Below are 22,449 nucleotides of genomic sequence, written 5' to 3'. Positions count from 1 at the left end.
CCCGATGTCCGTGACCATACCGATGGCCTGCGAGGAGCCGCGGTCGAGCAGTTGCGTGACGGTCGCGGGGTTGATGTCCACGCAGACGGTCTTCGCCGTCGAGGGCAGGCAGTTGCCGACGGCGACCGAGTGCAGGAGCGTCGAGAGCATGAGCACCATATCGGCGCGGTGGGCCTGCTCGCGGATGGCGTTCTGCGCTCGATGGTGTCGGTGATGGTGTCGGGAAGCGGGCCGTCGTCTCGAATCGACCCCGCGAGGACGTACGGCACGTCGTTTTTCACGCACTCGTACATCACGCCCTCTTTGATGAGTCCCTCCTCGACCGCCTCGGCGATGCCGCCGGCGCGGATGACCTCGCTGATGGTGTAGATGTGGTGTTTGTGGCCCTTCCGGGGGTGTTCCATCGTCTCCATGTCCATCCCGAGAGAGGTGCCGTACAGCCCGCGTTCGATGTCGTGGGTGGCGAAGCCGTTGCCGGCGGAAATCATGTCCACGTAGCCCTCGCGGACGAGTTCGGCGAGGGCGTCGCCGCCGCCCGAGTGGATAAGCGCCGGTCCGGCGACGACGAGGACGTTCCCGCCGTCTGCCTTGGTCTCGCGGAGCGCGTCGGCCACCTCGCCGATGAGCGACTCCGAGGGTCGCTCGGAGGAGACGCCGCCCTGCATGAACCCGAAGTCCGGAGGCGTCGCGGGGGCGTTCCGGCGGCTTGACGCGAATCCCCGCCTCGTCGGTGACGACGAGGTCGCCCTCCTCGATGCCGTTGAGTACCTTCGTGTAGGCCCGGGGGCCGTCGTCGGTCTCCTCGATGACTATCGCGCAGTCCATCTCGATGTCTTCGACCGGTAGCCACTCGCCTTGATACCGAACGTCGGTCGGGTGGTTCGTCGTCGAGTAAAATCCCACGGGGACGACCCGGTCGGCGGACGAGGCCTCGACGCGCGCGTCGACGGGGTCCGTGAGGTTCGCGCCGATCTGGTGGAGTTCGTGCAGTATCTCTTGGAGCGTCTCGCGGTCGTCCGCGGACACCGACATCCGGCAGTAGGAGGTCTCGTCTTTCTGCCGGCCGACGTCGAACTGCTCGACGTCGAAGTCGCCCCCGAGGTCCATCACGATGCCCATGGCCTGTTGCATCATCCCCGAGTCGATGATGTGGCCGTCGAGTTCGACCGTGCGCGTGAACGTCATCGACGGAGAGACGGGGGAGGCGGCAAAGTGGGTTACGGACGCGATGACGCGGAGAAAAGACGGAGTCGGACGGCGTTCAGTTCGGCCCGGATTCAGAGGAAGAAGCTCTTGAACGTGTTGGCGACGGTCCAGACGACCTGGTCGACGGGGTGGCCCTTCTCGCCGGAGACGCGGATGCGGTCGTCGGCGAGGGCGTCTTGAACCTCGGCGAGCGGGTCAGGCGAGTCGGCGATGGTTTCGAGGGTCTGTCGGTCCGTCGTGATTCGGGTTGACGCCTCGTCGTTAGCGCCGGTCGAGATGTCGTCGATGCGCATGTCGTCTTGCACCGACGCCGAGAACACGTGCGTCTCGTCGCCGTCTTCGATGTAGACGTTCACTGTCTTCCCGGCGATGAGGCTTCGGGCGAACGAGACATCGAGCTGTTCGACGTTGTCGTTGTACAGCGCGACGCCCTCTTCGAGGAGCTGTTGCATCTCCTCGTCGCTCGGTGCCTCGGACTCCTGTGCGAACACGGGCGCGGACGCGGCCACCGCGACGAGCGCGACGGCGAGGAACAACGAGACGAAACGTGTGGATGTGGACATTTCTGTGTGGTATAGGCCGGGCGAGGACATAATGGTTCGCGCGAGCGTTCAACGGGATGACTCGTCTTCTGTCACCGAACTGACTTGAGGAACGACAGGAGGTGGCCGAACGTCTGTTCGAACGCCCGGTCGTAGTGGTCGAAGTGACCGACTGGGAGTTCGACTAGCGTCGACTCCGGTAGCTCGTCGGCGAGGTCAGCCACCGCGTCGGCGGGCGCGAGGTCGTCGCGCGTCCCGGAGACGAGGAGCGTCGGGCAGGTGACTGCCTCCGGGTCGGGAAGCGCCCGGTAGCGAAGTAAGGAGAGGAACAACCGAGCGGGCGTCTCGTCTCGCCACGCGCTCCCCGGCGGCACGAGGTCGCGGTAGGCGGCGCGCACGCCGGGGTCCTCGAAGACGGCCATCGACGACCCGTCGCCGACGACGGGGACGCGATACGGGCCGAGGAGCCGCGATTGGAGTTTGTCGCGGGCGGCGGCGGCGACCGCCGCGAGCGTCCCTTTGACGCCTCGGCCCCGCGTGACCGCCTTCCCGTCGAGCATGGGGTTCTGGGCGACGACCGCAGCGACCCGACCGTCTTCAGCCGCTGCGCGGAGCGCGTAACCGCCGGAGAGCCCCGCGCCCCAGAGGACGAGCGAGCGCGAGTCGATTTCGTCGCGCCCGCGGAGTCCGTCGAGTGCGGCGTGCCAGTCGGCGACCTGCGAGTCGGGGTCCACGAGATTCCGGGGCTCCCCGTCGGAGTCACCGGTGTTCCGGTAGTCGAAAAGGAACGCCGCGTAGCCCGCCTCGGCCAGTCGCTCGGCGTAGGGTCGAAGCCCGAAGCGACGCTCCGCGGCGAGTTCGCCGGCCATGACGACTACCGGCGGCGACTCGACGCCGTCGGGGCGGTAGAGCCAACCCGCGCAGTTCGTCCCCTCGCTCTCGAACGTCAGCGAGACGCGCGAGTACTCGAAGTGAGAGGGTCGGCGCGGACCGCGCGCGGCGGGCGACTCGCCGCGGTGACACCACGCGCTCACGCGTCTCCCTCCTCGTAGAGGCTGTCGAGAACGCGCTGGGACAGTTCCTCGTCGTCCAGCGAGTAGTCGTTGTACGCGCGAATCCAGTCGGCTTCGAGCGTCCACGTCGCCTGCACGTCGCCCTCGCTTCGGAGCACTGTCGCCTCGACGGTCCTCGGGTTGAACTCGTCGTCGCGGGCGAGGTCGAGGAAGGCCGTGACGGCGCGACCGACTTCGCCGTGGTCGGGTTCGACGTCCGGGAACGCCGTGAGATAGGTCAGCGAGACGGACTCGTCGAGCGAGACTGACTCGACGCTGATGCCGTTGCCGCGGAGCGCCTCCTCGACGGCGGCCGCCGGTTCGAGGTCGTTCATACCACGCGATACGACTGCCGGCGGCTAAACGTTTGCCGCGAGACAGGACGACGCGCAGCCCCGACCGACGGCGTCGAGTCGGGTCGGCAGGGACGAGACGAGTCAGTCCGCGGTCGCGTCGCCCCGGCGGAGCGCGTCGTGGAGCGAAAACAGCGGTTCGATGTCGCCGGCGGCGTAGTCCACGAGGAGCCGAGTGAGTTCGGCGTGCGTCCGCGTGTGGTCGAGTCCCGCGACCACGCCGTCGACGTACGTCTCGCCAAGCGCCTCGCCGACGTGCGCGCCCTTGACGTGGCCGTCCTCGATGCCGAGGCGTTCGAGGTAGCCCGCCGGGAGGCCGTAGTCGTCGTACCAGACGGTCGGCTGGTCGACGCCGGCTTCCTTGCACGCCTTCCACAGCGCCGGAATGTCGCGGTTCGGACGGACCGCTTCCGGGTACGCCTCGGCGGCGAGCGTCCCGAGGTCGACGTGGTCCGCGAACAGCGCGTCGATTCGGCTCGGCGCGTCCGCCCAGACGCCGGCGTCCGCGACTCGGTCGGCCCACGCGCGGAGGTGGTGTTCGTCGAAGTACTCGCCGTTGTAGGTGACGACGGCCCCGCCGCGGGCCTCGCACCACTCGACGACCCGTCGGAGGAGGTCGGCGGTGTGGGTGAGCGACCAGTCGCCGTCGCGGAGGAGCACCTCGACTTCGACCTCGGCGTCGTCGCTGGCGCGGTGGCCGAGGCCGACGGCGACCAACTCGAAGTCGTCGGTGTTTCGGAAGTCGCTCGGCGGACCGTTCGGGCTGGCCGTCTCGATGTCGAGTGCGAGTCGCCCCTCGTGCATACCCCGCTGTTCCGACGGCGGCAGTCAAAAGTGACCGGATTGTCCGGCGGTACGGGCGGTCCGAGGCGGTCCGAGGCGGTCGCGCCGCTCTCGGTGCGAGCGGGTCAGAAATGAAGTGAAGTGGAAGTGACGTTCGCCGCGAGCGTGCGGCGGCAGCCGAGCGCGTCGGTGCTCGCTATTCGGAGCCGAACATGTTGCGCATCATCGGGTGCATCTCCATGAGCTGTTCCTCCGCGATCTCCTCGTACAGCTTGTACGTGATGGAGACCGTAAGGAGCAGCCCCGTCCCGGAGACTGCGCCGATGGTGCCGAGCATGTTCGCCATGACGGCGAGCAGGCCGACGAGCGCGCCACCGATGACGGTCACTTGCGGGATGTACCGCTCCATGACCTTCTCGATGACCTGCGGGTTGCGTCGGAACCCGGGAATCTGCATCCCGGAGTTCTGAATCTGTTGCGCGGTCGATTCCGGACCCATGCCCGTCGTCTCGACCCAGAATATCGCGAACACCGCGCCACCGACGATCATGAAGACCAGGTCGATGAGCACGCGGATAGCGATGTCGAGCGGGTCGGCCGACGTGAGCCCGAGGAACCACATCCAGTCGGACCGCGACTGGATGGGCGCGAGGTAGTAGAACAGGCCACCGGTGACCTGTCCACTCGTGTACTGGCCGAGCCACGCTGGCATGGCCGCCCACGAGTTGTTGAGGATGCGCCCGAGGAACTGGATGTTCGCCTGCAGGGCGCGGACGAGGATCATCGGCAGGACGCTCGCGTAGATGAGCTTGACCGGGAAGCGACCGCGGGCACCCTTCACACGGGCGTGCGAGAGGGGAATCTCGACGCGGACGCTTTCGGCGTAGACGACGATGCCGAAGATGAGCACCGTCGTGATGAGCGCGAGCAGCTGTCCCTGACCGAGGAATATCGTCGACAGCAGGTCGGTCGGCGAGGCCGGCAGTTCGATGGCACCGGTGATGATGCCGATCCACGTCGGGAAGAACCCGGACGCGCCGCCGAGGCCCTCCCAGCTGAACAGCCCACCGACGAGCTGCTGGCTGACGCCGGCGATAATGAACAGGCCGACCCCGGAGCCGACGCCCCACTTGCTGACGATCTCGTCCATGAACAGGATGAGGACACCACCGACGGCGATCTGCGCGAAGATGAGTCCCTTCACGCCGAGCGTACCGATGCCGAGCGACGCCGCTACGGCCTGGTCGGCCGGCAGGAAGTTGCCGGCAAACACCATCGGCAGACCCGTCAGGACGATCATGACCCCGACGAGCAGCTTCTGCAGACCCTGATAGAGGATCTGGTCGCGCGGGTTGTTGTCCGTGTCGAGACCGAGCAGGTCAGCACCGCCAAGCAGTTGTAGGACGATGCTCGCCGTGACGATTGGACCGATACCCAGTTGGAGCACCGAGCCCTGCTGGCCGGCCAAGATGGACCGGAACTGACCGAACAGGTCGTTCGCGGTCGCGGCGTCGACGCCGAACAGCGTCACGTTCGTCAGGAAGAAGTACAGAACGAGGATGCCACCAGTCCACCCGAGCTTCCGGCGGAACGGTACGTGTCCCTCCGGTCGGGCGACTGCGGGCATCCGCGCCAGCACTGGTTCGGCGGCGTCCTTCCATCCCATGATTTATTCCTCGTCGTCCTCGTCGGCGTCGGCCGATTCCTCGGCTTCCGCCGCTTCTTCGGCGCGTTCGGAGAGTTCGGCGTTGCCGCCAGCCTCTTCGATGAGTTCGACGGCACCGGCGGTGAAGGCGTCGGCGACGACGTGCAGTTCGTTACGAACCTGCCCGCCACCGAGCACCTTCACGACGTCCGCTTCCCAGCCGTCCTCGGCCACGTCGCGGGCGTCGATGGTGTAGGTGTCGCCGTCCTTCTCGGCGACTCCGTCGGCTGCGAGGAGCGCCGCGTCCTCGTCGAGCTTCTGGATCTTGACTTCGGCGACGTCGTCCTGCAGGACGTCAGGTCGCTTGAAGCCGTGCTTGCCGAGCGGCTCGTAGTTGTGGAACTCGTGTTTGTCGCGTCCGGCGCGGCCGCGACCGCCGCGGTGACCGGCACCGCGTCGGTTCTTGTGCGTACCGCCGCTGTGCGTGCGGGAACCGCGTTGGCGTCGCTTCTTGGACGTCATCGCATGTCCTCCAGGAGCTCGTCGATCTGTTCGGTGCTGTGCTTACCGAGCTGGCCACCTTCCTTGGTGACGTGCTTCTGTCCGCGGTGACCGCCACGCGGCGGGTGCAGACGGAGCACGGGGGAGACGCCCTGCTCTCGCAGCGTCGTCTCCTCGTCGACGATGGCCTGCGCGAGCGCGGCCACGTCGTCGTAGTCGGTGTTCTCGGAGACCCACTCGTCGGTGATGTCGCCGTCGCCCTGCTCGGGCTCGGCGCGCGTGCTGATGAGGGTCTCGACGACGTCGACGCTCGGCTCGCCGTGCGCGACGAAGTCGTTGACTTTCGAGATCATCCCGCGGTAGGCGTCCGTTTCCGGCACGAACGTCGCGTGGTTCACGCGGTGGATGTTGAGCATCGTGAGCGTGTCGCGGACGTCCTGTGCGATGTTGACCTCACCGCGAAGCTGAACGATAGCCTGCATTATTCGCGCACCTCCTGACGCACTTCACGAGCGCGCTGGGGCGTACGGGACTGCGACGCGTTCTTGAGCGCGTTGTAGGTCGCCTTCGCGAGGTTGACCGTGGTCCGAGTGTTCCCGTCGCTCTTGGTCCAGGCGTCCTGGATACCGGCGAGTTCGAGGATGTTCCGGACGGTCTCTGCGGCCGCGAGGCCGAGACCCTGCGGGGCGGGGATGATGCGGACCGTCACGGAGCCGGCCTTGCCCTCTGCCTTGCGCGAGAGGGAGTTGAGGCCGCCTGCGCGGTCTTCCCACGAGCCCGAGCCGCGGTCTACCTTGATGATGTTCAGTTTCGCCACCTCGATGGCTTTCTGGATGGCACCGCCGACCTGGTCGTCGCGGGCCTCAGCGTAGCCGAGGTAGCCGTCACGGTTCCCGACTGCGACGACACACCGGAACTTCACCCGGCGGCCGGAGTCGGTCATGCGCTGGACCATGTTGATGTCGAGCACCTCTCGTCCAGTCCGGGAAGGAGCTGGTCGACGAGCTGGGGTTCCTTGAGCGGAAGTCCCGTCTCGAGCGCCTGGTCCATCGACGTGACGTCGCCGTTCTGCACCATGCGGCCGAGCCGCGTTCGCGGCTCCCAGCCGTTGTTATTTCTGCTCATTCGTCCTCCTGAAGGTTCCCGAGCACTTCGTCGAAGTGGTCGGGGAGGTTCGTGGCATCGAAGTCTCCACTGTAGAGCGGCTCGTCGAGCTGCTCCGCGTACTCGGCGATGTGGACACCGCGGTTGCGGTCCCAATCAGCGAGTACTGCGTCGTTGTGGGGGATTTCGAGGCCAGCGTCGATAGCACCCTCCTGCACCGCGAAGACCTTGTTTCCGGGCGTGGCCGTGTTGAGGCCGATGTCGAGGACCGCTTCCTCGACGCCGGCGGCCAGCGCCCGCTTACCTGCCAGATACCCCGTGAGGTACGCGCTCGGGAGGTTGCCCGTGGGGGCTTCCCAGCCGTACTCGTCGAGGTCAGCAGAGGTCGCTGCAGCGTGGGTCTCGTCGCCCTGCGGGCCCGGAGTGACCAGCTGCGCCCTGACGTGCTTGTTGCTCACGCGAGCAACGAGGCGGGGCTTGCCCGATTTCAGCAGGCGCAACCTTTGATGGTAATCGGTCCGGACTTCGCGGCGACGCCGCATCGGAACCTTGTATCGTGGTCCGGTCGCCATTATTGAATCTCCACCTGGTAGTTGTTCTGAATGTACGCTTCGAGCCGGTCCACGCTATCGAATTCGCCACCGGACGCCTTGTTGTAGAGCGAGCGGTACTGGGAACGGTCGAGCGTTCCGTCCTCGCGAAGCTCCTTCAGGCGACGGCGCTGGGCGCGGATTCGGCTGACCCATGCGTCTTTCTTGTTCTGTCGAGCGCCGGAACGGCCCTTGCGGGAGCCGGCACCCTTGCGGTGACCGTAGGAACGCTTGGCGGCGCGCTCGCGTGCGCGACCTTTCGAGTTGCCCTTGGCGTCCTTGGCGCGAATCGTGCCCTCGTCGACGAGTTCACGGATGTCTTCGCGCGTGATGGCCTCCGCGATTTCGGCCTGTTCCTCGGGGTCGAACCAAACTCGACCCTTGCCGACGTCGAGGACGTCGGCCGCCATTCGCTTCTGCGCTTTGAGGTCCGTCATCAGTTGTCCACCTCGACTTCGACGTAGGTGGGGTTGAGGACGCGAATCTCGCGGTCCTCACACGCTTCCTCGATGCGCTCGCGCTTGCGCGCGCCGACCGAGGAGGCGATGCGAACTGCCTGCGTATCGCCGTCGATGCCTTCGAGGTCGTCCGTGTTGAACACGCGGACCTCCTCGAAGCCCGACGGGTGAAGGCCGCGGGCGGCCTTCGGCGTGCGGTAGCCCGCCTCGACCTTGGGGCCCTTGCCCTTGATGCCGATACGCTGCTTGGAGAGACCACCACGGGGGCGACGCCACGACGTGGGCGTGCGCTTCTTCTTGTGGTAGTCCTGCCGGTTGAACTGCGGCTTGCCCTCGCGGCGCTTCTGCGCCAGGGCCTCCGCGGTTTCGTCGTCGAGCTGGGGCTTCTTGTCCGCGTGACCGCGGGGCTGAAGCTCCGTCTCGACCTCTTCGGCTTCCTCTTCCTCAGGCTCGGCTTCGGACTCGTCTTCGACTTCGGCCTCGGCCTCGTCGGAGACCTCGAGGCCACCGACGTCGGCTTTGATACGCGCAGCGAGCGCGTTCCCGATGCCGTCGACCTCGGCCAGTTCGGACTGGCTCGCGGCCTGTACGTCGTCGACGCTCTCGAAGCCGGCTTCGCGGAGCGCGTCGGCCTTCGACGGGCCGACGCCGCTGATGTCTTCGAGTTCGGTGATTTCTTCCGACATTAGGCATCACCAGTCTGCGGTTTCTGGGTGATGTACACGCCGTCGGTGAACACGCGAGTGTCCTTGTCCTTGACGCGGGTGAGTTGTTCGATGTCGGCGGCGGTCTGCCCGACGTCCTCCTTGTTGGAGCCCGTCAGGGTGAGTTCTTCGCCGTCGACCTGTACGTCCGTGTCGCCGCGAATCTGCGCTCGTCGCGGGGACTTCTCGCCGAGGAAGTTCTTGATGACCACGTCGCTCCCTTCGACGCTAACCTGCATCGGGAAGTGAGCGTAGTGGACTTCCATCTTGTACTCCCACCCCTCGGTCGCGCCGTGAAGCATGTTGTTCACGTGGCTCTCGAAGGTACCGATGGTCGCGTTGGTCTTCGCGTTCTCGACGTCGCTCTCGATGACGATAGCGTCGTCTTCGGCGGAGACCGAGACGTTCGGGTACCAGAGGCGCTTGGTGACGCTTCCGTTGGGGCCCTCGATGGTGAGCTCGAGGTTTTTGACCTCGGCGGATACCTCGTCCGGGATTTCGATTTCTATTCGGCTCATTGTTCTAGTAGACGTAGGCGATGATCTGACCACCGATGCCCTTCTCGCGGGCCTCGTAGTGGCTCATGACGCCGTGGCTCGTCGTGACGATGAGCGCGCCGTAGTCACGGGCGGGGAGGAATCGCTTCTCCCATTTCTCGAAGTCGTCGGCCCCGGCGGAATACCGGGGCTTGACGACGCCACAATCGTTGATTGCGCCTTTCAGTTCGACCTCGAACAGACCGGCCTTGCCGTCGTCGACGAACTCGAAGCCGTCGATGTACCCGCGGTCGTAGAAGACCTCGAGGACGGAGCCGATGATGTTGGAGGCGGGCTGGATCTCGTGGGACAGGTGTCCGACGCTCTCGGCGTTGTCCACACCGGAGAGCGCGCTACTGAGTGGGTCGTTGTCAGCCATTGCTTATCGGTACTTCTTGAATCCCATCTCGCGGGCGATCTCTCGGAAGCACTGGCGGCACAGGTTGATGTCGTACTTGCTGACAAGTCCCTGCTTTCGACCGCAGCGCCGGCACTCGTTCTCCTGGCCGGTGCGGCGGGATGCGTGCTCGCCCGTCTGTTCTGTTTCGCTATCGCTCATTCTTCAACCTCCACGTCGAACGTGGACTCGATGAACGCGACGGCGTCCTCGACGGTCATCCGGTGGGACGACGGAATCTGACGGGAACGCTTGTCGCGCTTTTTCACTCGGTAGCCGGGGCGGACGAGGTTGACCGTCACGTCCAGCCCGTAGATACCGATCTGCGGGTCGTACTCCTGGCTCGGGAACTCCGTGTGCTCTTCGACGCCGAAGCCGAAGTTGCCCGTCTGGTCGAACGACGAGACGGAGAGGTCCGCGATGGGGAGTGCGGTTTCGAGGAACTCGACGGCGGTGTCACCACGGAGGGTGACCTTCGCGCCGACGGGTTCGCCGCGGCGGACGCCGAAGTCCTGCGAGGCGCGGCCGGAGATCGTGCGAACGCTCTCCTGACCGGTGATCTCTTCGAGGATGTCCTCGGCCTTGGCGAGTTCGCGACCACCTTCGCCGACGCCCATGTGGACGACGACCTTCTCGATGCGCGGGTCGCGCATCGCGTGGAAGTCAGCCTCGCTCATTCGTCATCACCGCCGTCAGTAGCCTGACGTGCTTCGGACTCGTCGTCCGAACCCGTGAAGTTCTCGTCGATGACGACGACGTACTGTTCGACCGTCTCGAACTCGCCGTCTTCGGTCTCGACGACAACGGAGTTGTTCCCGCTGCCGGGCGTGACGATTATCTCTGTAACCTCGCCGATTTCGCCGGCGTGCTGCCCGTTGACAGCCGTGACGAGCGCGCCTTCCTCGTAGGGGAAGTGCGCGACGACGTCCTTCGTCTCGTTGTCGACGACGATGGAGTCCTTGCCGCTGTACTCCGAGGCGTCCTCGACGACGAGGGTCGCCCCGTCGTGGAGCGTCAGCTGGAAGTCGCCACCGGTGACCTGCGTCTTGCCCACGATCTTGCCGAGCCGGCTGGATGCCGAATCGGCGTCGATGGGCGTCAGCGCCAGGCGGCCTCCCTCGTCGGGGAAGACGCGGTAGTACTCCTCTCGCTGGACGAACGCCAGGATGTCGAACATCCCGATGGGACGGCGGACGTCGGAGGCCACGTCGCCGTTGACCAGAATGCTCTGGTGGTTAAGGGCGTACTGGGCCTCCTTCTTCGAGTCCACGTAGCCGAGCACGTCGCGCAGGACGATGAGGAGGGGAACCCCCTCTTCGCCGTGCGGACCCGCTCCGGCCTTGACCGTGAACGTGCCTGTCTTGCGCTCGACCGGCCAGGACTTCGGTACGGACAGTCGCTTCTGGTGTCGAGTCATTCGTTATCCTCCTTGAGTCGGGCCTCGCGCACGTCGTCTTCGAGGTCCAGTTCCGTCACGCGGACGTTACTGGCCTGAAGGGGGCGTGGGGCCTCCTCGCCGTCGGCTTTCTCAACGGTGACGCCGTCGACGTAGATGACGGCGTCCCTGAGGTCGACCTCGGTGACTTCGCTTTCTTCGCCGGCGAAGTCGCCGCGGAGCACCTCGACCGTGTCGCCCGCGTTGACGCGGACGTTACGGCTGCCGTACTCCTCGCGGAGTTCGGCCGACAGCGGTGCGCGGACCTGCTTTTGCCGCTCGTGGAGCGGCGCGTCGCGAATCTGGGTTCGCTGTTTGCGCGGTTGTCGAGTCATACTATACAATCATCGTAGCCGTCGATGCGATACTCCCGAAGCGCTCGGCGACTTCGCGTGCGACGGGACCCTTGATTTCGGTCCCGCGAGGCTCTTCCATCTCGTCGATGATGACGGCGGCGTTGTCCTCGAACTTCACACGCGTGCCATCGGGCCGGCGGATAGATTTCCGCTGGCGGACGATGACCGCTTCGAGCACCTGGCGGCGCATCTCGGGGGTACCTTGGTGACCGAGACGGTCACCTTGTCCCCGATACCTGCCTTGGGGTGGCGGTTCTTCGTGCCGGAGTAACCCGCGACGCTGATAATCTTCAGTTCACGAGCGCCGGTGTTGTCGGCGCACGTGACCAGCGAGCCACGGGCGACACCCTTGGTGATGTCCGCTTTGAGCGCTTCCATCACTCGTCACCTCCGATAATCTCGACGACGACGTGGGATTTCGTCTTCGAGAGAGGTCGGGTCTCCGCAATTGTTACTTCGTCACCGACAGCGACGTCGTCGAGCACGCCCGGCACGTGTGCCGGGATGCGGGAACGTCGCTTCATGTAGCGGTCGTACTTCGGAACGAATACGTCGTACTCCCGCTCGACGATGACGGTCTTTGCCATGTCCGTCGAGACGACTGTCCCCTCCAGGGTCTGACCCCGGACGGAGAGCGAGCCGTAGAACGGACATTTTTCGTAGTCGTAAGCCTCGGAATCGTCAGGTTCCGGAGGCATTGGAACGTCAAGTCCTATCGCCATTTCGAGTCACCTGTAGTTTCGGTGCGCAGGGCGGGTCGTGAGAGCAGTTGTGCGCCATCCACCGTAACGTAGGCCACGCCCTCGCAATTCCCGGAACGGGAAGCCGCCGATGATGAGTCGGCGAGCCGATCAGACTGACTGGCATCAAATCCGCCAGTAGTATCCGACCGAAGTTTGGACGCGGTCCCCGACGCCTTCGAGGCGTCGGCGGCTTCATCTGTACGCGGAATTTCGAATTCGAAGGTCGCCCCTCGCTTTGGCACCTGCCGCACCCGAGAGCCGTCGTCGACCATGAACGTGTGCATCGTCTCGACGACGATGCGACCGGCTATCCCGACGAGGTCGGGGTTCGCCGCGTCGACGACCTCCACGTGGAGGCCGTTGAGTTCGTGTCGCACGAGGGTCTCGGGTGTCAGTGGCATTATTCTTCGTCGAGGTCGCCTTCTTCGCCCTGAATCGTCTTGATTCGGGCGATGGTCTTCTTCAGTTCAGAGACGCGGCCGGGGTTCTCCGGCGCGCCACCCGCGGCCTGCACGGCCTTCGCGTTGAGCAGCTCCGTCTCAAGCTCTTCGAGCTCGGCGGTGCGCTCTGCGGGCGTCATGTCGCGAATCTCTTCGGTGTAGAGGATCGCCATTTATTCTTCCTCCGTTTCGTCGTCGTCTTCGTCTTCCATCTCCGCGACGAGGTCGGCCGCCTCTTCGGCGACGTCTTCGTCGAGTTCCTCGTCGTCGTCGACGACTTCCTCGACTGCTTCGTCGTCCTCGTCGTCGGCTTCGTCGTCGACGACTTCCTCTTCGACCGCTTCGACGGCCGCTTCCTCGACGACGTCTTCGTCGACTGCGTCCGTCTCTGCGTCGGCGTCGGCCTCCTCGGAGACGTCCGGAACCTCTTCCGGCTCCTCTTCGAGGAGGTCCTCGACGCTCTCGGTCTCTTCGATCTGTTCGACCGCGTCGGGGTTGGCGTCTTCCTCGACTTCGAAGTCGTCGGGGAGGCGCGCACCCGGCGGGATGATCTTGACCGTCACGCCGATGGTGCCGAGCTTCATGACTGCGACGCCCTGGCCCTCGTCGACGATCTCCTGTGCGGGCTCGCCGTTGTGCTTGATGTAGCCGCGGTTGAACTTCTCAACGCGGGAGCGGGCGCCCGTGACCTTCCCGGAGAGGACGATTTCGGCACCGAGGGCGCCGGCGTCCATGATACGGTCGATGGTCGTGTGGCCTGCCTTACGGAAGTACCAACCGCGCTCGAGCGCGTTGGCGAGGCGGTCGGCGACGATCCGGGCGTTGAGGTCCGGCTCGTCGACTTCCTGCACGTCGATCTGGGGGTCGTCGAGGTTGAACCGCTCTTCGAGTTCGCGGGTGACCTTGCGGATGTTCTTCCCGCCTTTCCCGATGACCATCCCGGGCTTTTCAGCTTGAGCACGATCTGGGTGCCCATCGGCGTCTTGGCGACGTCCATGCCGCCGTAGCCCGCTCGACCGAGTTCTTCCGCGAAGAACTCGTCGATCTGGGACCGCTGCAGTCCGTTCTCGATGAATTGGTGTTCGTCAGCCATTATTCCTCGACCTCTTCGATGATGAGTTCGACGTCACAGATTGGGGTGTTCCACGGGTCCGCCCGACCGAAGGCACGGGGCTTGCGACCCTGACGCTCGCCGACCTTGTGGGCGGCGACGTGCTTGATCTCCATGGCCGGTCCGTCGAAGCCCTGTTCGGTCGCGTTGTTGCGAACGTTTTCGAGGAGTTCGAGGAACGCCTTGGACGCCTTCTCGGGGTACCGACCCGCGTCCCAGCCGTCGATGTCGCTTCGGTGACCGACGCCGGAGTTGTGCTGCTTGAACGGAACCGACCGCTCGCCGTCGATGACGGCTTCGAGGTACTCCTCTGCGTCGGCGACGGGCATCCCCTTGATGGCGCGGGAGATGGCCTTGCTGTGCTTGATGCTGATGGGCCGGTCCCGGAGCATACCCTTGGCCGTGGTGTCCGGGTCGGCCTCGACGCTGTAGTTGATTCCCATGGTTTACTTGAGGGGCACGAACTTCGAAGACCGGGTCGCGCCGATACCGGCCTGACCGTGCTCGACCGAGCTACGGGTCAGCTGGAACTCGCCCAGGTAGTGACCGATCATCTCGGGCTGAATCTGGGTGCGCTCGAACTCCTGACCGGTGTAGACGGCGAAGGTGAGACCGACGAATTCGGGGAGAATCGGCATGTCGCGCAGGTGCGTTCGAATGGGCGCGTTTGCCGTCTCCTCTTCCGTCTTGTCCTGAGCCTTCGCGAGCAGCTTCTCGTGCTCGGCCGACAGGCCTCGGGTGATGGTTCGCCGCTGACGAGCGGGGAGCAGTTCCGCGACCTCGTCGAGCTCCATATCCTGCAGCTCGTCGAGCGTGTAGCCGCGGTAGGTGAACTCACCTTCGCGGCCGGTGCGGTATTGCGTACTCATGGTTACTTACCTCCCTTGCCACCGCGACCGGTGCGTTTGGAGGCGATGTCACCGACCTTCCGGCCCGGCGGAGCGTTCCGCGAGACGGACTTCGGCTGACCGGGGTGCTGCCGGCCGCCGCCACCGAACGGGTGGTCGACGGCGTTCATAGCAACACCACGCACGCGCGGCCACTTGATACCGCGCGCTTTCATCTTGTGGTACTTCTTGCCTGCCTTGACGAAGGGCTTCTCCGTGCGGCCGCCACCGGCGACGACGCCGATGGTGGCTCGGCAGTTGGGGTTGAGGCGCTTGACCTCGCCCGACGGGAGCTTCACGATAGCGACCTTGCGGTCGTGCGAGAGCAGCTGCGCGCTCACGCCGGAGGCGCGGGCGAACTTCCCGCCGTCGCCGGGCTGGTGTTCGACGTTACAGACGGGGACACCCTCGGGAATCTCGGCGAGCGGCAGCGTGTTGCCGGGCTTGATTTCGGCGGAAACGCCGATCTGAAGCTCTTCGCCGACAGAGATGCCCTCGGGCGCGAGAATCATGCGCTGTTCGTCCTCGAACTCCACGAGGGCGATGGGCGCGCTGCGTGCGGGGTCGTGCTCGATGCCGACGACCGTGCCCGTGATGGTGTCTTTGTCCTCGGACTTCTTGTGCGACAGTTCGGCCTTGTAGCGGTGCGACGGCGCCCGGAAGGTGGACGTACCGCGACCGCGACGCTGGCCCTGAATTCGGCGTCCCATGGTTAGAACACCCCGATACGCGACGCGACTTCCTGCGCGTCGTCGTCTTCAGAGAGACGAACTGTTGCTTTCTTCTTACCTTTCATCGTGACCTGCGTGTTGACCTTCTCGACGGTCACGTCGTAGCGCGACTGGACTTCGCCCTTCACGTCGGACTTCGTCGAGTCGATGTGGACGATGAACTGGAGCTTGTTGTCGAAGTCCATCTGGTTCATCGCCTTCTCCGTGACCAGCGGGTGTTCGATGATGCTCATCGTTCTGCGACCTCCTCGAGCGCGCTCTCGGTGAACAGCGTGAGGCGACCGGCGTGGGTGCCGGGCGCGAGGTCTTCGGCGGAGACGTTCGCCGCGGTGGCGACGTCGACGCCGGCGAGGTTGCGAGCCGCCTTCGAGGGCTCGTCGGCCGTCACGAAGAGGATGGACTTCGGACGGGTGTACTTGCGACCGCGGAGCTTGCCCTGGCCGCTTTTGACCTTCTTGTTCTCCTCGGAGCGCTCGATGTCGTCGTAGACGCCGAGGGACTGCAGGAGGTCGACGACCTCCTGCGTCTTGACGAGGTCCTCGAAGTCGTCGGAGACGACGAGGGGGAGCTCGACGTCGTCGTCGAAGCGGTGACCGCGCTCGGCGACGAGCTCGGAGTCCGTCGTGGCGGCGAGCGCCGAGCGGACGGCGAGCTTACGCTCCTTCGTGTTGATCTCCTTCCCCTGGTCCTTCTCGGCCTTCGGCGGGTGAGCGCGACGGCCGGAGACGGCGTGCGGGACGCGTCGGGCGACGCCGTTCTGGCGTGGGTCGTGGGACATTCCACGGCCGCTGCCCATGGACTCTGCCGGGGTTCGAAGTCCGGCGTAGGGGTCGGCACCGTACGGCTGTTTTCGGTTTGCCTGCGCGGCGATGACGGCACGCTTGATGAGGTCCGGACGGTAAGCCGTCTCGAAGACCTCGGGCAGGTCGATGCTGCCCGCGTCGTCGCCGTTCAGGTCTCGGATAGTTGCCTGCATGGTTTAACCCTGGTTCGATGCGGTAGAGACGTAGCGCACCTCGGGGTCGAGGCGCGGCTGGTCGTTCGGCCGGATGGCCGGGCGGAACCGCAGAAGGCGCTTGTTGGGGCCCGGCAGCGAGCCCTTGATGAGCGCGTAGGAGCCGTCGACCTCGCCGTAGTTGACGAAGCCACCTTCGACGGAGGCCTCGTCACCCTCACCGAGGTCGATGAGGCGCTTGTTGAGCTCGGTGCGCTGGTGGTAACCAGTCTGACCGAGCTGCGGAACCGTAGAGCGGACACGGGACGGGTTCCAGGGGCCGAGGTTGCCAATACGGCGTCTCCAGCCTGGCGGGCGTGCTTGCCCTTACGCTTCTGGACGCCCCATCGCTTGACGGGACCCTGCGTACCCTTACCCTTCGTGACACCCGCGGCGTCGAGGTACTCGCCGGCGCGGAACACGTCGGACATCTCGTGTTCGCCGCCCTCGGAAACGAGGTCGAGGGCGAAGTCGGCGCGCTCCACCATGGAGCCGCCACCGACGCGAGTCTCCATCACGTCGGGTTTCTTCTTGGGCACGTTCGCGAGCTCGGAGGGCACCGTGTGCGTGATGACGCGGAGGTCATCGACTTCGCCGGCCTCGACGGCCTCGCGAAGCGCGTCGGCGTCCGAGTCGAACGTGTCTTCTGCCGGCAGGTCGAGGACGCGGTCGAGTTCGTCGTGGAACTCGCCCGCCCAGACCTCGGTCTGCGGCTTCATACCGTACGGCGTCTGCTCGTAGGCGCGAAGGGCGACGGCGCGCATCGGCGGCGTCTCGACGACGGTCACCGGGACGGACTCCTCCATTCCTTCGCGGGGGGAGTCTGCCTCGTCGTTGACCATCATCACGTGGGTCATACCGGCCTTGTAACCGGCGAAGCCCTGCAGCGCTGGGGAGCCGTCGTCGGACGGCCACGACTTGATGCGTGGAACCTCCTTGACTGCTCGCTTGCGCGGGCTGAAGCCCATCGAGCCTTTTCGTGGTCTGCTTGGTTGTGGCATGGATTCACTCCGTGAGTGTCAGGGAGGCGAGGGAGGCGAACATCGCTTCCTCCGTTCGCACGACCTCGCTGCCCTGTCGCGGAATCGTATTGAGCCAGAGGTCGAACCCCGGACCAACGGAAGGTTCGACGTCTGCAACATCCTCGGGAGGCATCCCGAGCATGTCCGGAAGCCCACGGCCCGGCGACCCGAAGACGACGGTCATGCCGCCGGCATCGGTGATGCGGGCCGTCAGGTCGCCCAATCTGGGGACCGACAGCGGTTCGCCATAGCGAGACGTGGCGATTCGCACGCCCGCATCCGGCCTGCCGAGTGCTTCCGTGAGGTCCATGCGGGATACGTCGAAGCCCGGGAGGGGCTCGTCGACGATCCGCGCACGGACCGGTTCTCGCGAAGAGATCCTGACAGCGACGCGCTCTCCCTCTGTGAGGTCCATCCCGGGAGGGACGAACAGGGAGATCGGGTGTTGCATTCCGCAATTGACCCGAACGCGGTCGTCAGGTCCGACCTCGGTCACGATTCCTTCTCGCAACGCGGGCGACTCGTCGGAGTCGTCCGCGGTCGTAGACGCGACGAGAACGGGGGGCAGGATACCAGCGTAGCGGAGTTCGTCGCGCTTGCCCCAGACCTCCTTGCGGAGGTAGGGGGGCGTCGCGGCGTACCGAAGTACGGTTTCGACGAACTCGCCGCCCCACTTGTTCTCGCCGTCTTCGTCGGGGAAGACGACGAGTTCGTTCGCCCGGAAGACCGCCGCCGCGCGGGCGACGTAGCCGAGTTTGCGAGTTGCCTCGCGTTGATCTTCGGCTTCCCGGACGAGTGAGGACGGCACGAGTACGCTGAGTTTCATGCCGGGTTCATCCTCGTCTCGTCTAGACTGTGGCGTTTGTACCGGGGGCCTACCTAAAAGAGTAGCGAATCCATTCTGGGGTGATAGAGCGTCCCACGACCCAGTTTGCGGGGGATTGGCGAACGTCGCGTGGTACATAATTACACGGTCGCCGACAGGTCGCCGAAGGCGAATCTCACGTGGTAGCAGGTGGCGCGCCGTCGCCCGATTTCTCCCCCGTTTCGCAAGTCTTATTTATCAACCCGACACTATCGAGTAACGCAGCAGCACGCCACGATACACGCGGAATGCGCTGGTAGTGTAGTGGTATCACGTGACCTTGCCATGGTCACAACCTGGGTTCAAATCCCAGCCAGCGCACATCCACCACATGCGTCGGTAGTGTAGTGGTATCACGTGACCTTGCCATGGTCACAACCTGGGTTCAAATCCCAGCCGACGCACTTCTACAACGAACCTACCTTCGAGCGACCGCTGTGCGTGTCGCTCGGACTGTGAGTTGTGAATGCGGGACGCTGGGATTTGAACTAGCGAGCGAACGCGAGTGAGCGAGTGGAGTTCAAATCCCAGCCGAGGCAGTTCTGCCGACCACAGATCTCCGAGAGACCTCCGTATCTCTCGGTCTTGCGAGGCTGTGTGCGGCCAACTGGGATTCTGAACCCGACGAGACGCAGTTCCGAGCATCGCGAGGAAATCGTCTCGGCTCGGTTCAAATCCTGTCTCACCGACTCGGTCACCGATCTCGCCGGTCCTGCGTTCACCTCGCGGTGCTCGGTGAACTCCCGGCCGACGCAGTTCTCCGAACGCAACTCACTCAGCGACGCGTCTCCGAGGACTCACGATTCGTCCCGCGCCCGCCACCACCAGCCCATCGCTCCCACGCCGACGACGAGGACGACGACGGCGAGCGCGTCGAGAGCGTAGTTAAGGGGCGTGCCCGTCGGCACGGTCCCGGACTGGGTCACCTGCAAGAGGGCGTACGAGAACCACGTGAGACACATCCCGACGAGGAGAACCGTCCGCGTGCCGGAGAGCTTCCCGCGCCGATACTGTACGGCCGTGCCCGCGAGGAGCAACAGGTACGCGACGAGCAGAGGAACGCCCCCGAGGTCGGCGAGCACGCTCATGATTCGGTCGGGAACCTCACGAGGGCGATGAGGTCGGTGGCGACGACACCGGTCACACGCGCAGTTCGGGAGGGCGGACGAACCATACGCCACGTCCGCAGGGAGTACACTAAGTAGTTGACACTAATGCCCGAGCGGACCGTCCCGGCCTCGCACGCGTGGGCGAAGAATCAGTATCCGAGCGTGTCGACCGTCTCGATTCGCTCGATATCGTCGAGTTCGCACAGGTCGGAGACGGCCGACTCGGCGAGCGAGACTACGACGCCGCCGAACCGGAGTTCGCGTTCGAGACTGCCGCCGAGCGACTTGACGCGGGTTTCGAGCGTCTCGCGGGCGTCGTCGTCCGCGGGTTCGACGCGGAGTGCCGCGACTTCGTCGTCGAGGGGGTCGTCGCGCATGCGACGGACGGGGTGAGAGAGATACATATCCGGGGGTTGTCGGGCGGCGGGAAAACGGTCGCGGTCGGTCTGTGGCGGACCGCGCTCGGCCGAGACGGTCAGTCCTCGGTGAAGTAGAACAGCGCCTCGCGGCCCGCGCCGCAGTCCGGGCACGACGACGGGAACGCCGTCAGCGCGCCGAGTTCGCCGCAGTCGTCGCAGCGCCAGACGAGTTGCGCCTCGCCGAAGTTCTTCCCGGGCAGTCGCCGGTGTTCGACGACGGTCGGCGGTCGAACCGCCCGAGAGGCCGTCTCGGCGGTCGTCTCGGCGGCTTCCCACCGCGCTCGTTCGTCGTCGAGCGGTCGCGCCGGCTCCGTCGGTCGGGCAGGGGTCTTTATTGCCATAGTGTCGCATACGCACGCCAGCCCCATAACGCCCGTCGTCACTCCTCGTGACTGTCAGGCCACGAGGACCATCGAAGCTCCAGTCTGACGGGGCCCTCCGGCAGGAACCGGTTGGTTTCGGTGTCGGTGACGACCCGTTCGGGGCGGGGGAGCGTGACGGATTCGTCGCCGACGCGGAGCGTCAGGTCCTCGTCGGGAGCGGCCGCTAGGAGGCGGTCGAGTCGCTCGATGGCCGCGGTCACCTCGTCGCGCGTCACAGCGTCGGTCTGCGAGTCGAGGGGGACGCCGCCGAACAGCGGGCGGACGTTCACGTCGCGCGAGCGGTTCGAGAGCACCGCGTTGACGGCCGCGCCGAGGAGGATGACGAGCCCGCTGAAGTAGAGCCACGTCAGGAGGACGAGAATCCCGGCGACGACGCTCGATTCGGGTTCGCGGCTGCTGAACTCGACGTAGAGTCGGAACAGCGACTCGAAGGTCGTCAGCCCGACGGCGGCGACGAGCGTGCCGGGGACGACCTCCAGATAGGTCACGTCCTCGTCGGGGAAGATGTAGTACATCGGGTAGAACGTCAGAAAGAGGACGGCGACGAGGAGGCCGCGGTAGACCACCCAGCCGAGCGTCCCGTCGAGCGCGGGGAGGGCCGACTCGATGAGCGCGCCGGCGATGACGGCGAGGGCGACCGTGACGAGCACGATGATACCGTCGGAGAGCTGGTCGGCGAACGTGTTCGCGGCCTCGGACTCGTAGATGTCCGAGAAGGCGGTGTCGAGGCCGCGGAAGATTCGGAGCGTCCCCCACACCAACACGAGCACGCCGATAACCGAGAAACTGGCGAGCTGACTCGACGCTTCGAGTTCGGCGATGATGACGTCCCCCGCGCCGGGGGTCAGGACCGTCTGGATGACGCCGATGACGCTCTGGCGTAGGTCGCTGTCGCCGGTGGCGGAGACGGCCGCGAGGACGAGCAGAAACAGCGGGAGCAACGAGACGAACGCCCCGTAAGCGATGCTTCCGGCCATGAACGTGAGTCGCTCGGTGCGGACCTCGTAGAGGATGGCCCGACCGAGCGTGAGCGCTCGCGCGACGCGTTGATTCATGGGCGCTGATACGTCGGCCGACGAGAAAAGCGCGATGCGCGGTCGGTCGGCGGTGACGACTGCGGTGGTCGGCGGTGACGACTACCGACGGGCGGCGAAGACGGCGACCGCGAGGCCGAGGACCGCACCCGTGACGGTCCACTCCGCCGCGTAGCCGACCGCCTCGCCGACGGCCGACCCGAGGGTGACCCCGCCGACGACGTTCGCCCCCAACACGAGCGCCAGCCGAGTTAGTTCACTCTGAAACATACATGAAACTGTGGCTGTTCGCGGAGATAGCCTCGTCGGTTCGGACGCCTCGAACGGTGCGACGAATTCGCACACCTCGATTTTACTACCACGTGGTCCGTGGTGTCGGCTATGACAGTCATCGCCATGCTGAGCGTCGCGCCGGTCGTCGAAGGGAGCATGTCGGGCGAGGTCGCCAAGGCGGTCGCGGCCCTCGACGACTTCGCGGTGTCCTACGAGACGAACCCGATGGGGACGGTCATCGAGGCCGACGACATCGACGAACTGCTCGCGGCGGTCGGCGCGGCCCACAAGGCGGTCGACGGCGACCGCGTGAGCACGTTCCTGAAGATAGACGACAAGCGCACGAAAGACCAGACGGCCGCCGACAAGGTCGACGCCGTCGAAGCCCACCTCGGGCGAGAAGCCAGAAGCGATCGCGAGTAGATTCGCGGGCCGCGGTGACCCGCGTGCGTTTCCGCCATGCGAGACACGAGACACGTCCACGCGACCCGTAGCGGTGGGTGACTGACAAACCCTTTAGCCGAAGGCGCGCAATCGCCTCGCATGGACAGCATCAATCGGATGGCCATCGAACTGGTCGACGAGGCGCTCGACTTCGCCGGGGAACTCGGCATCGAGGCTACGAACTCGACTCGGGTGCGACGGTCATCGACTTCGGCGTCGACGCCGACGGCCGGTGTCGAAGCGGGGATGCTCCTCGCGGAGATTCAGACCGCGGGTCTCGCCACGGTACAGACGCGGATGGGCGAGGTCGCCGGCACGCCCCGCCCGCACGT

General features: G+C 65.5%; 32 protein-coding genes, 2 tRNA genes and 5 pseudogenes. 4 read left to right on the top strand and 35 right to left on the bottom strand.

What is annotated here, in order from left to right:
- The 30 genes and pseudogenes from ATB1_RS10095 to ATB1_RS09950 form a co-directional block, all read right to left on the bottom strand.
- Positions 1 to 1,185, bottom strand: a pseudogene (locus ATB1_RS10095) (TIGR00300 family protein); the annotation flags it as partial.
- 92 nt (positions 1,186 to 1,277) lie between these two features.
- Positions 1,278 to 1,769, bottom strand: coding sequence for a hypothetical protein (locus tag ATB1_RS10090; protein ID WP_042663574.1), 492 nt, complete (start codon positions 1,767 to 1,769; stop codon positions 1,278 to 1,280).
- A gap of 71 nt (positions 1,770 to 1,840) precedes the next feature.
- The gene (locus ATB1_RS10085) at positions 1,841 to 2,782 is read right to left on the bottom strand and encodes an alpha/beta hydrolase (RefSeq protein WP_042663573.1); all 942 of its coding nucleotides are present in this window, start codon (positions 2,780 to 2,782) and stop codon (positions 1,841 to 1,843) included.
- Positions 2,779 to 3,135: a hypothetical protein gene (locus ATB1_RS10080; protein ID WP_042663572.1), complete on the bottom strand. Its 357-nt coding sequence runs from the start codon at positions 3,133 to 3,135 to the stop codon at positions 2,779 to 2,781. The genes ATB1_RS10085 and ATB1_RS10080 overlap by 4 nt, the downstream gene beginning before the upstream one ends.
- Before the next feature lie 102 nt (positions 3,136 to 3,237).
- Complete coding sequence (locus tag ATB1_RS10075) at positions 3,238 to 3,957, bottom strand: hypothetical protein (RefSeq protein ID WP_042663570.1); 720 nt, start codon at positions 3,955 to 3,957, stop codon at positions 3,238 to 3,240.
- Between the two features lie 175 nt (positions 3,958 to 4,132).
- On the bottom strand, positions 4,133 to 5,602 hold the full coding sequence (secY, locus tag ATB1_RS10070; protein ID WP_042663569.1) for a preprotein translocase subunit SecY: 1,470 nt from the start codon (positions 5,600 to 5,602) through the stop codon (positions 4,133 to 4,135).
- Between the two features lie 3 nt (positions 5,603 to 5,605).
- Entirely contained in the window at positions 5,606 to 6,103 is a 498-nt protein-coding gene (locus tag ATB1_RS10065; protein WP_004974953.1) for an uL15m family ribosomal protein, read from the bottom strand.
- A complete protein-coding gene (locus tag ATB1_RS10060) occupies positions 6,100 to 6,564 on the bottom strand; it encodes a 50S ribosomal protein L30 (RefSeq protein WP_042663568.1) in 465 nt (154 codons plus the stop codon). The genes ATB1_RS10065 and ATB1_RS10060 overlap by 4 nt, the downstream gene beginning before the upstream one ends.
- A pseudogene (locus ATB1_RS10055) lies at positions 6,564 to 7,207 on the bottom strand (30S ribosomal protein S5). Before ATB1_RS10055 ends, ATB1_RS10060 begins: the two are co-directional and overlap by 1 nt.
- Positions 7,204 to 7,758, bottom strand: a complete 555-nt coding sequence (locus tag ATB1_RS10050) for a 50S ribosomal protein L18 (RefSeq protein WP_004969595.1) — start codon at positions 7,756 to 7,758, stop codon at positions 7,204 to 7,206. The pseudogene ATB1_RS10055 and the gene ATB1_RS10050 overlap by 4 nt, the downstream one beginning before the upstream one ends.
- On the bottom strand, positions 7,758 to 8,213 hold the full coding sequence (locus ATB1_RS10045) for a 50S ribosomal protein L19e (protein WP_008095301.1): 456 nt from the start codon (positions 8,211 to 8,213) through the stop codon (positions 7,758 to 7,760). The genes ATB1_RS10050 and ATB1_RS10045 overlap by 1 nt, the downstream gene beginning before the upstream one ends.
- On the bottom strand, positions 8,213 to 8,920 hold the full coding sequence (locus tag ATB1_RS10040) for a 50S ribosomal protein L32e (RefSeq protein ID WP_042663566.1): 708 nt from the start codon (positions 8,918 to 8,920) through the stop codon (positions 8,213 to 8,215). Before ATB1_RS10040 ends, ATB1_RS10045 begins: the two co-directional genes overlap by 1 nt.
- Positions 8,920 to 9,456, bottom strand: coding sequence for a 50S ribosomal protein L6 (locus tag ATB1_RS10035; protein ID WP_004974940.1), 537 nt, complete (start codon positions 9,454 to 9,456; stop codon positions 8,920 to 8,922). The genes ATB1_RS10040 and ATB1_RS10035 overlap by 1 nt, the downstream gene beginning before the upstream one ends.
- 4 nt (positions 9,457 to 9,460) lie before the next feature.
- On the bottom strand, positions 9,461 to 9,853 hold the full coding sequence (locus ATB1_RS10030; protein WP_004042581.1) for a 30S ribosomal protein S8: 393 nt from the start codon (positions 9,851 to 9,853) through the stop codon (positions 9,461 to 9,463).
- Positions 9,854 to 9,856: 3 nt separating this feature from the next.
- Positions 9,857 to 10,033 (bottom strand): 30S ribosomal protein S14, encoded by a 177-nt coding sequence (locus ATB1_RS10025; protein WP_004042587.1) that lies wholly within the window; start codon positions 10,031 to 10,033, stop codon positions 9,857 to 9,859.
- Positions 10,030 to 10,548, bottom strand: coding sequence for a 50S ribosomal protein L5 (locus ATB1_RS10020; protein ID WP_004974920.1), 519 nt, complete (start codon positions 10,546 to 10,548; stop codon positions 10,030 to 10,032). Before ATB1_RS10020 ends, ATB1_RS10025 begins: the two co-directional genes overlap by 4 nt.
- On the bottom strand, positions 10,545 to 11,288 hold the full coding sequence (locus tag ATB1_RS10015) for a 30S ribosomal protein S4e (protein ID WP_042663564.1): 744 nt from the start codon (positions 11,286 to 11,288) through the stop codon (positions 10,545 to 10,547). The genes ATB1_RS10020 and ATB1_RS10015 overlap by 4 nt, the downstream gene beginning before the upstream one ends.
- A complete protein-coding gene (gene rplX / locus ATB1_RS10010; RefSeq protein ID WP_042663563.1) occupies positions 11,285 to 11,641 on the bottom strand; it encodes a 50S ribosomal protein L24 in 357 nt (118 codons plus the stop codon). The genes ATB1_RS10015 and rplX overlap by 4 nt, the downstream gene beginning before the upstream one ends.
- A 1-nt stretch (position 11,642) precedes the next feature.
- Positions 11,643 to 12,040, bottom strand: a pseudogene (locus tag ATB1_RS10005) (50S ribosomal protein L14).
- Entirely contained in the window at positions 12,040 to 12,384 is a 345-nt protein-coding gene (locus ATB1_RS10000) for a 30S ribosomal protein S17 (RefSeq protein WP_042663561.1), read from the bottom strand. Before ATB1_RS10000 ends, ATB1_RS10005 begins: the two are co-directional and overlap by 1 nt.
- The gene (locus ATB1_RS09995; protein WP_042663560.1) at positions 12,375 to 12,806 is read right to left on the bottom strand and encodes a ribonuclease P protein component 1; all 432 of its coding nucleotides are present in this window, start codon (positions 12,804 to 12,806) and stop codon (positions 12,375 to 12,377) included. The genes ATB1_RS10000 and ATB1_RS09995 overlap by 10 nt, the downstream gene beginning before the upstream one ends.
- Positions 12,806 to 13,018, bottom strand: a complete 213-nt coding sequence (gene rpmC, locus ATB1_RS09990; RefSeq protein ID WP_004062417.1) for a 50S ribosomal protein L29 — start codon at positions 13,016 to 13,018, stop codon at positions 12,806 to 12,808. The genes ATB1_RS09995 and rpmC overlap by 1 nt, the downstream gene beginning before the upstream one ends.
- A pseudogene (locus ATB1_RS09985) lies at positions 13,019 to 13,938 on the bottom strand (30S ribosomal protein S3).
- On the bottom strand, positions 13,938 to 14,399 hold the full coding sequence (locus ATB1_RS09980; protein ID WP_004042608.1) for a 50S ribosomal protein L22: 462 nt from the start codon (positions 14,397 to 14,399) through the stop codon (positions 13,938 to 13,940). The pseudogene ATB1_RS09985 and the gene ATB1_RS09980 overlap by 1 nt, the downstream one beginning before the upstream one ends.
- A 3-nt stretch (positions 14,400 to 14,402) precedes the next feature.
- Positions 14,403 to 14,825: a 30S ribosomal protein S19 gene (locus ATB1_RS09975; protein ID WP_042663557.1), complete on the bottom strand. Its 423-nt coding sequence runs from the start codon at positions 14,823 to 14,825 to the stop codon at positions 14,403 to 14,405.
- Between the two features lie 2 nt (positions 14,826 to 14,827).
- Positions 14,828 to 15,553 carry a 50S ribosomal protein L2 gene (locus ATB1_RS09970; protein ID WP_042663556.1) on the bottom strand — a complete coding sequence of 242 codons (726 nt, stop codon included), beginning with the start codon at positions 15,551 to 15,553 and terminating at the stop codon, positions 14,828 to 14,830.
- Positions 15,554 to 15,555: 2 nt separating this feature from the next.
- Entirely contained in the window at positions 15,556 to 15,807 is a 252-nt protein-coding gene (locus tag ATB1_RS09965; protein WP_042663555.1) for a 50S ribosomal protein L23, read from the bottom strand.
- The gene (gene rpl4p / locus ATB1_RS09960; RefSeq protein WP_042663554.1) at positions 15,804 to 16,550 is read right to left on the bottom strand and encodes a 50S ribosomal protein L4; all 747 of its coding nucleotides are present in this window, start codon (positions 16,548 to 16,550) and stop codon (positions 15,804 to 15,806) included. The genes ATB1_RS09965 and rpl4p overlap by 4 nt, the downstream gene beginning before the upstream one ends.
- 3 nt (positions 16,551 to 16,553) lie before the next feature.
- A pseudogene (locus ATB1_RS09955) lies at positions 16,554 to 17,569 on the bottom strand (50S ribosomal protein L3).
- A gap of 4 nt (positions 17,570 to 17,573) precedes the next feature.
- Positions 17,574 to 18,416, bottom strand: a complete 843-nt coding sequence (locus tag ATB1_RS09950; RefSeq protein WP_042663552.1) for a putative RNA uridine N3 methyltransferase — start codon at positions 18,414 to 18,416, stop codon at positions 17,574 to 17,576.
- Between the two features lie 289 nt (positions 18,417 to 18,705).
- Between ATB1_RS09950 and ATB1_RS09945 the strand changes: the two genes are divergently transcribed.
- Both ATB1_RS09945 and ATB1_RS09940 read left to right on the top strand, forming a co-directional pair.
- Positions 18,706 to 18,776: transfer RNA gene (locus ATB1_RS09945), tRNA-Gly, on the top strand.
- A 12-nt stretch (positions 18,777 to 18,788) separates the two neighbouring features.
- Positions 18,789 to 18,859: transfer RNA gene (locus tag ATB1_RS09940), tRNA-Gly, on the top strand.
- Positions 18,860 to 19,252: 393 nt separating this feature from the next.
- Here the strand turns inward: ATB1_RS09940 and ATB1_RS09935 are convergent.
- From ATB1_RS09935 to ATB1_RS22005, 5 genes are all read right to left on the bottom strand, one after another.
- A complete protein-coding gene (locus tag ATB1_RS09935; RefSeq protein WP_042663551.1) occupies positions 19,253 to 19,543 on the bottom strand; it encodes a hypothetical protein in 291 nt (96 codons plus the stop codon).
- A gap of 170 nt (positions 19,544 to 19,713) precedes the next feature.
- Complete coding sequence (locus tag ATB1_RS09930; protein ID WP_052367914.1) at positions 19,714 to 19,968, bottom strand: hypothetical protein; 255 nt, start codon at positions 19,966 to 19,968, stop codon at positions 19,714 to 19,716.
- A gap of 71 nt (positions 19,969 to 20,039) precedes the next feature.
- Positions 20,040 to 20,324, bottom strand: a complete 285-nt coding sequence (locus tag ATB1_RS09925) for a hypothetical protein (RefSeq protein WP_042663550.1) — start codon at positions 20,322 to 20,324, stop codon at positions 20,040 to 20,042.
- Positions 20,325 to 20,362: 38 nt separating this feature from the next.
- The gene (locus ATB1_RS09920; protein WP_042663549.1) at positions 20,363 to 21,421 is read right to left on the bottom strand and encodes a YhjD/YihY/BrkB family envelope integrity protein; all 1,059 of its coding nucleotides are present in this window, start codon (positions 21,419 to 21,421) and stop codon (positions 20,363 to 20,365) included.
- Positions 21,422 to 21,502: 81 nt separating this feature from the next.
- Positions 21,503 to 21,670, bottom strand: coding sequence for a hypothetical protein (locus ATB1_RS22005; RefSeq protein ID WP_157837735.1), 168 nt, complete (start codon positions 21,668 to 21,670; stop codon positions 21,503 to 21,505).
- 111 nt (positions 21,671 to 21,781) lie between these two features.
- On the opposite strand from ATB1_RS22005, the gene ATB1_RS09915 reads away from it, so the two are divergent.
- Together ATB1_RS09915 and ATB1_RS09910 are read left to right on the top strand one after the other, a co-directional pair.
- Positions 21,782 to 22,096 (top strand): MTH1187 family thiamine-binding protein, encoded by a 315-nt coding sequence (locus tag ATB1_RS09915; protein ID WP_042663548.1) that lies wholly within the window; start codon positions 21,782 to 21,784, stop codon positions 22,094 to 22,096.
- Between the two features lie 120 nt (positions 22,097 to 22,216).
- A partial coding sequence (locus tag ATB1_RS09910) for a methenyltetrahydromethanopterin cyclohydrolase (RefSeq protein WP_042663547.1) occupies positions 22,217 to 22,449 on the top strand: 233 nt, incomplete at its 3' end.

The sequence above is a fragment of the Haloferax sp. ATB1 genome (genome assembly GCF_000730175.1).
Note: the sequence above shows the minus strand (reverse complement) of the source record. Positions and strands in the feature narration are given on the sequence as shown.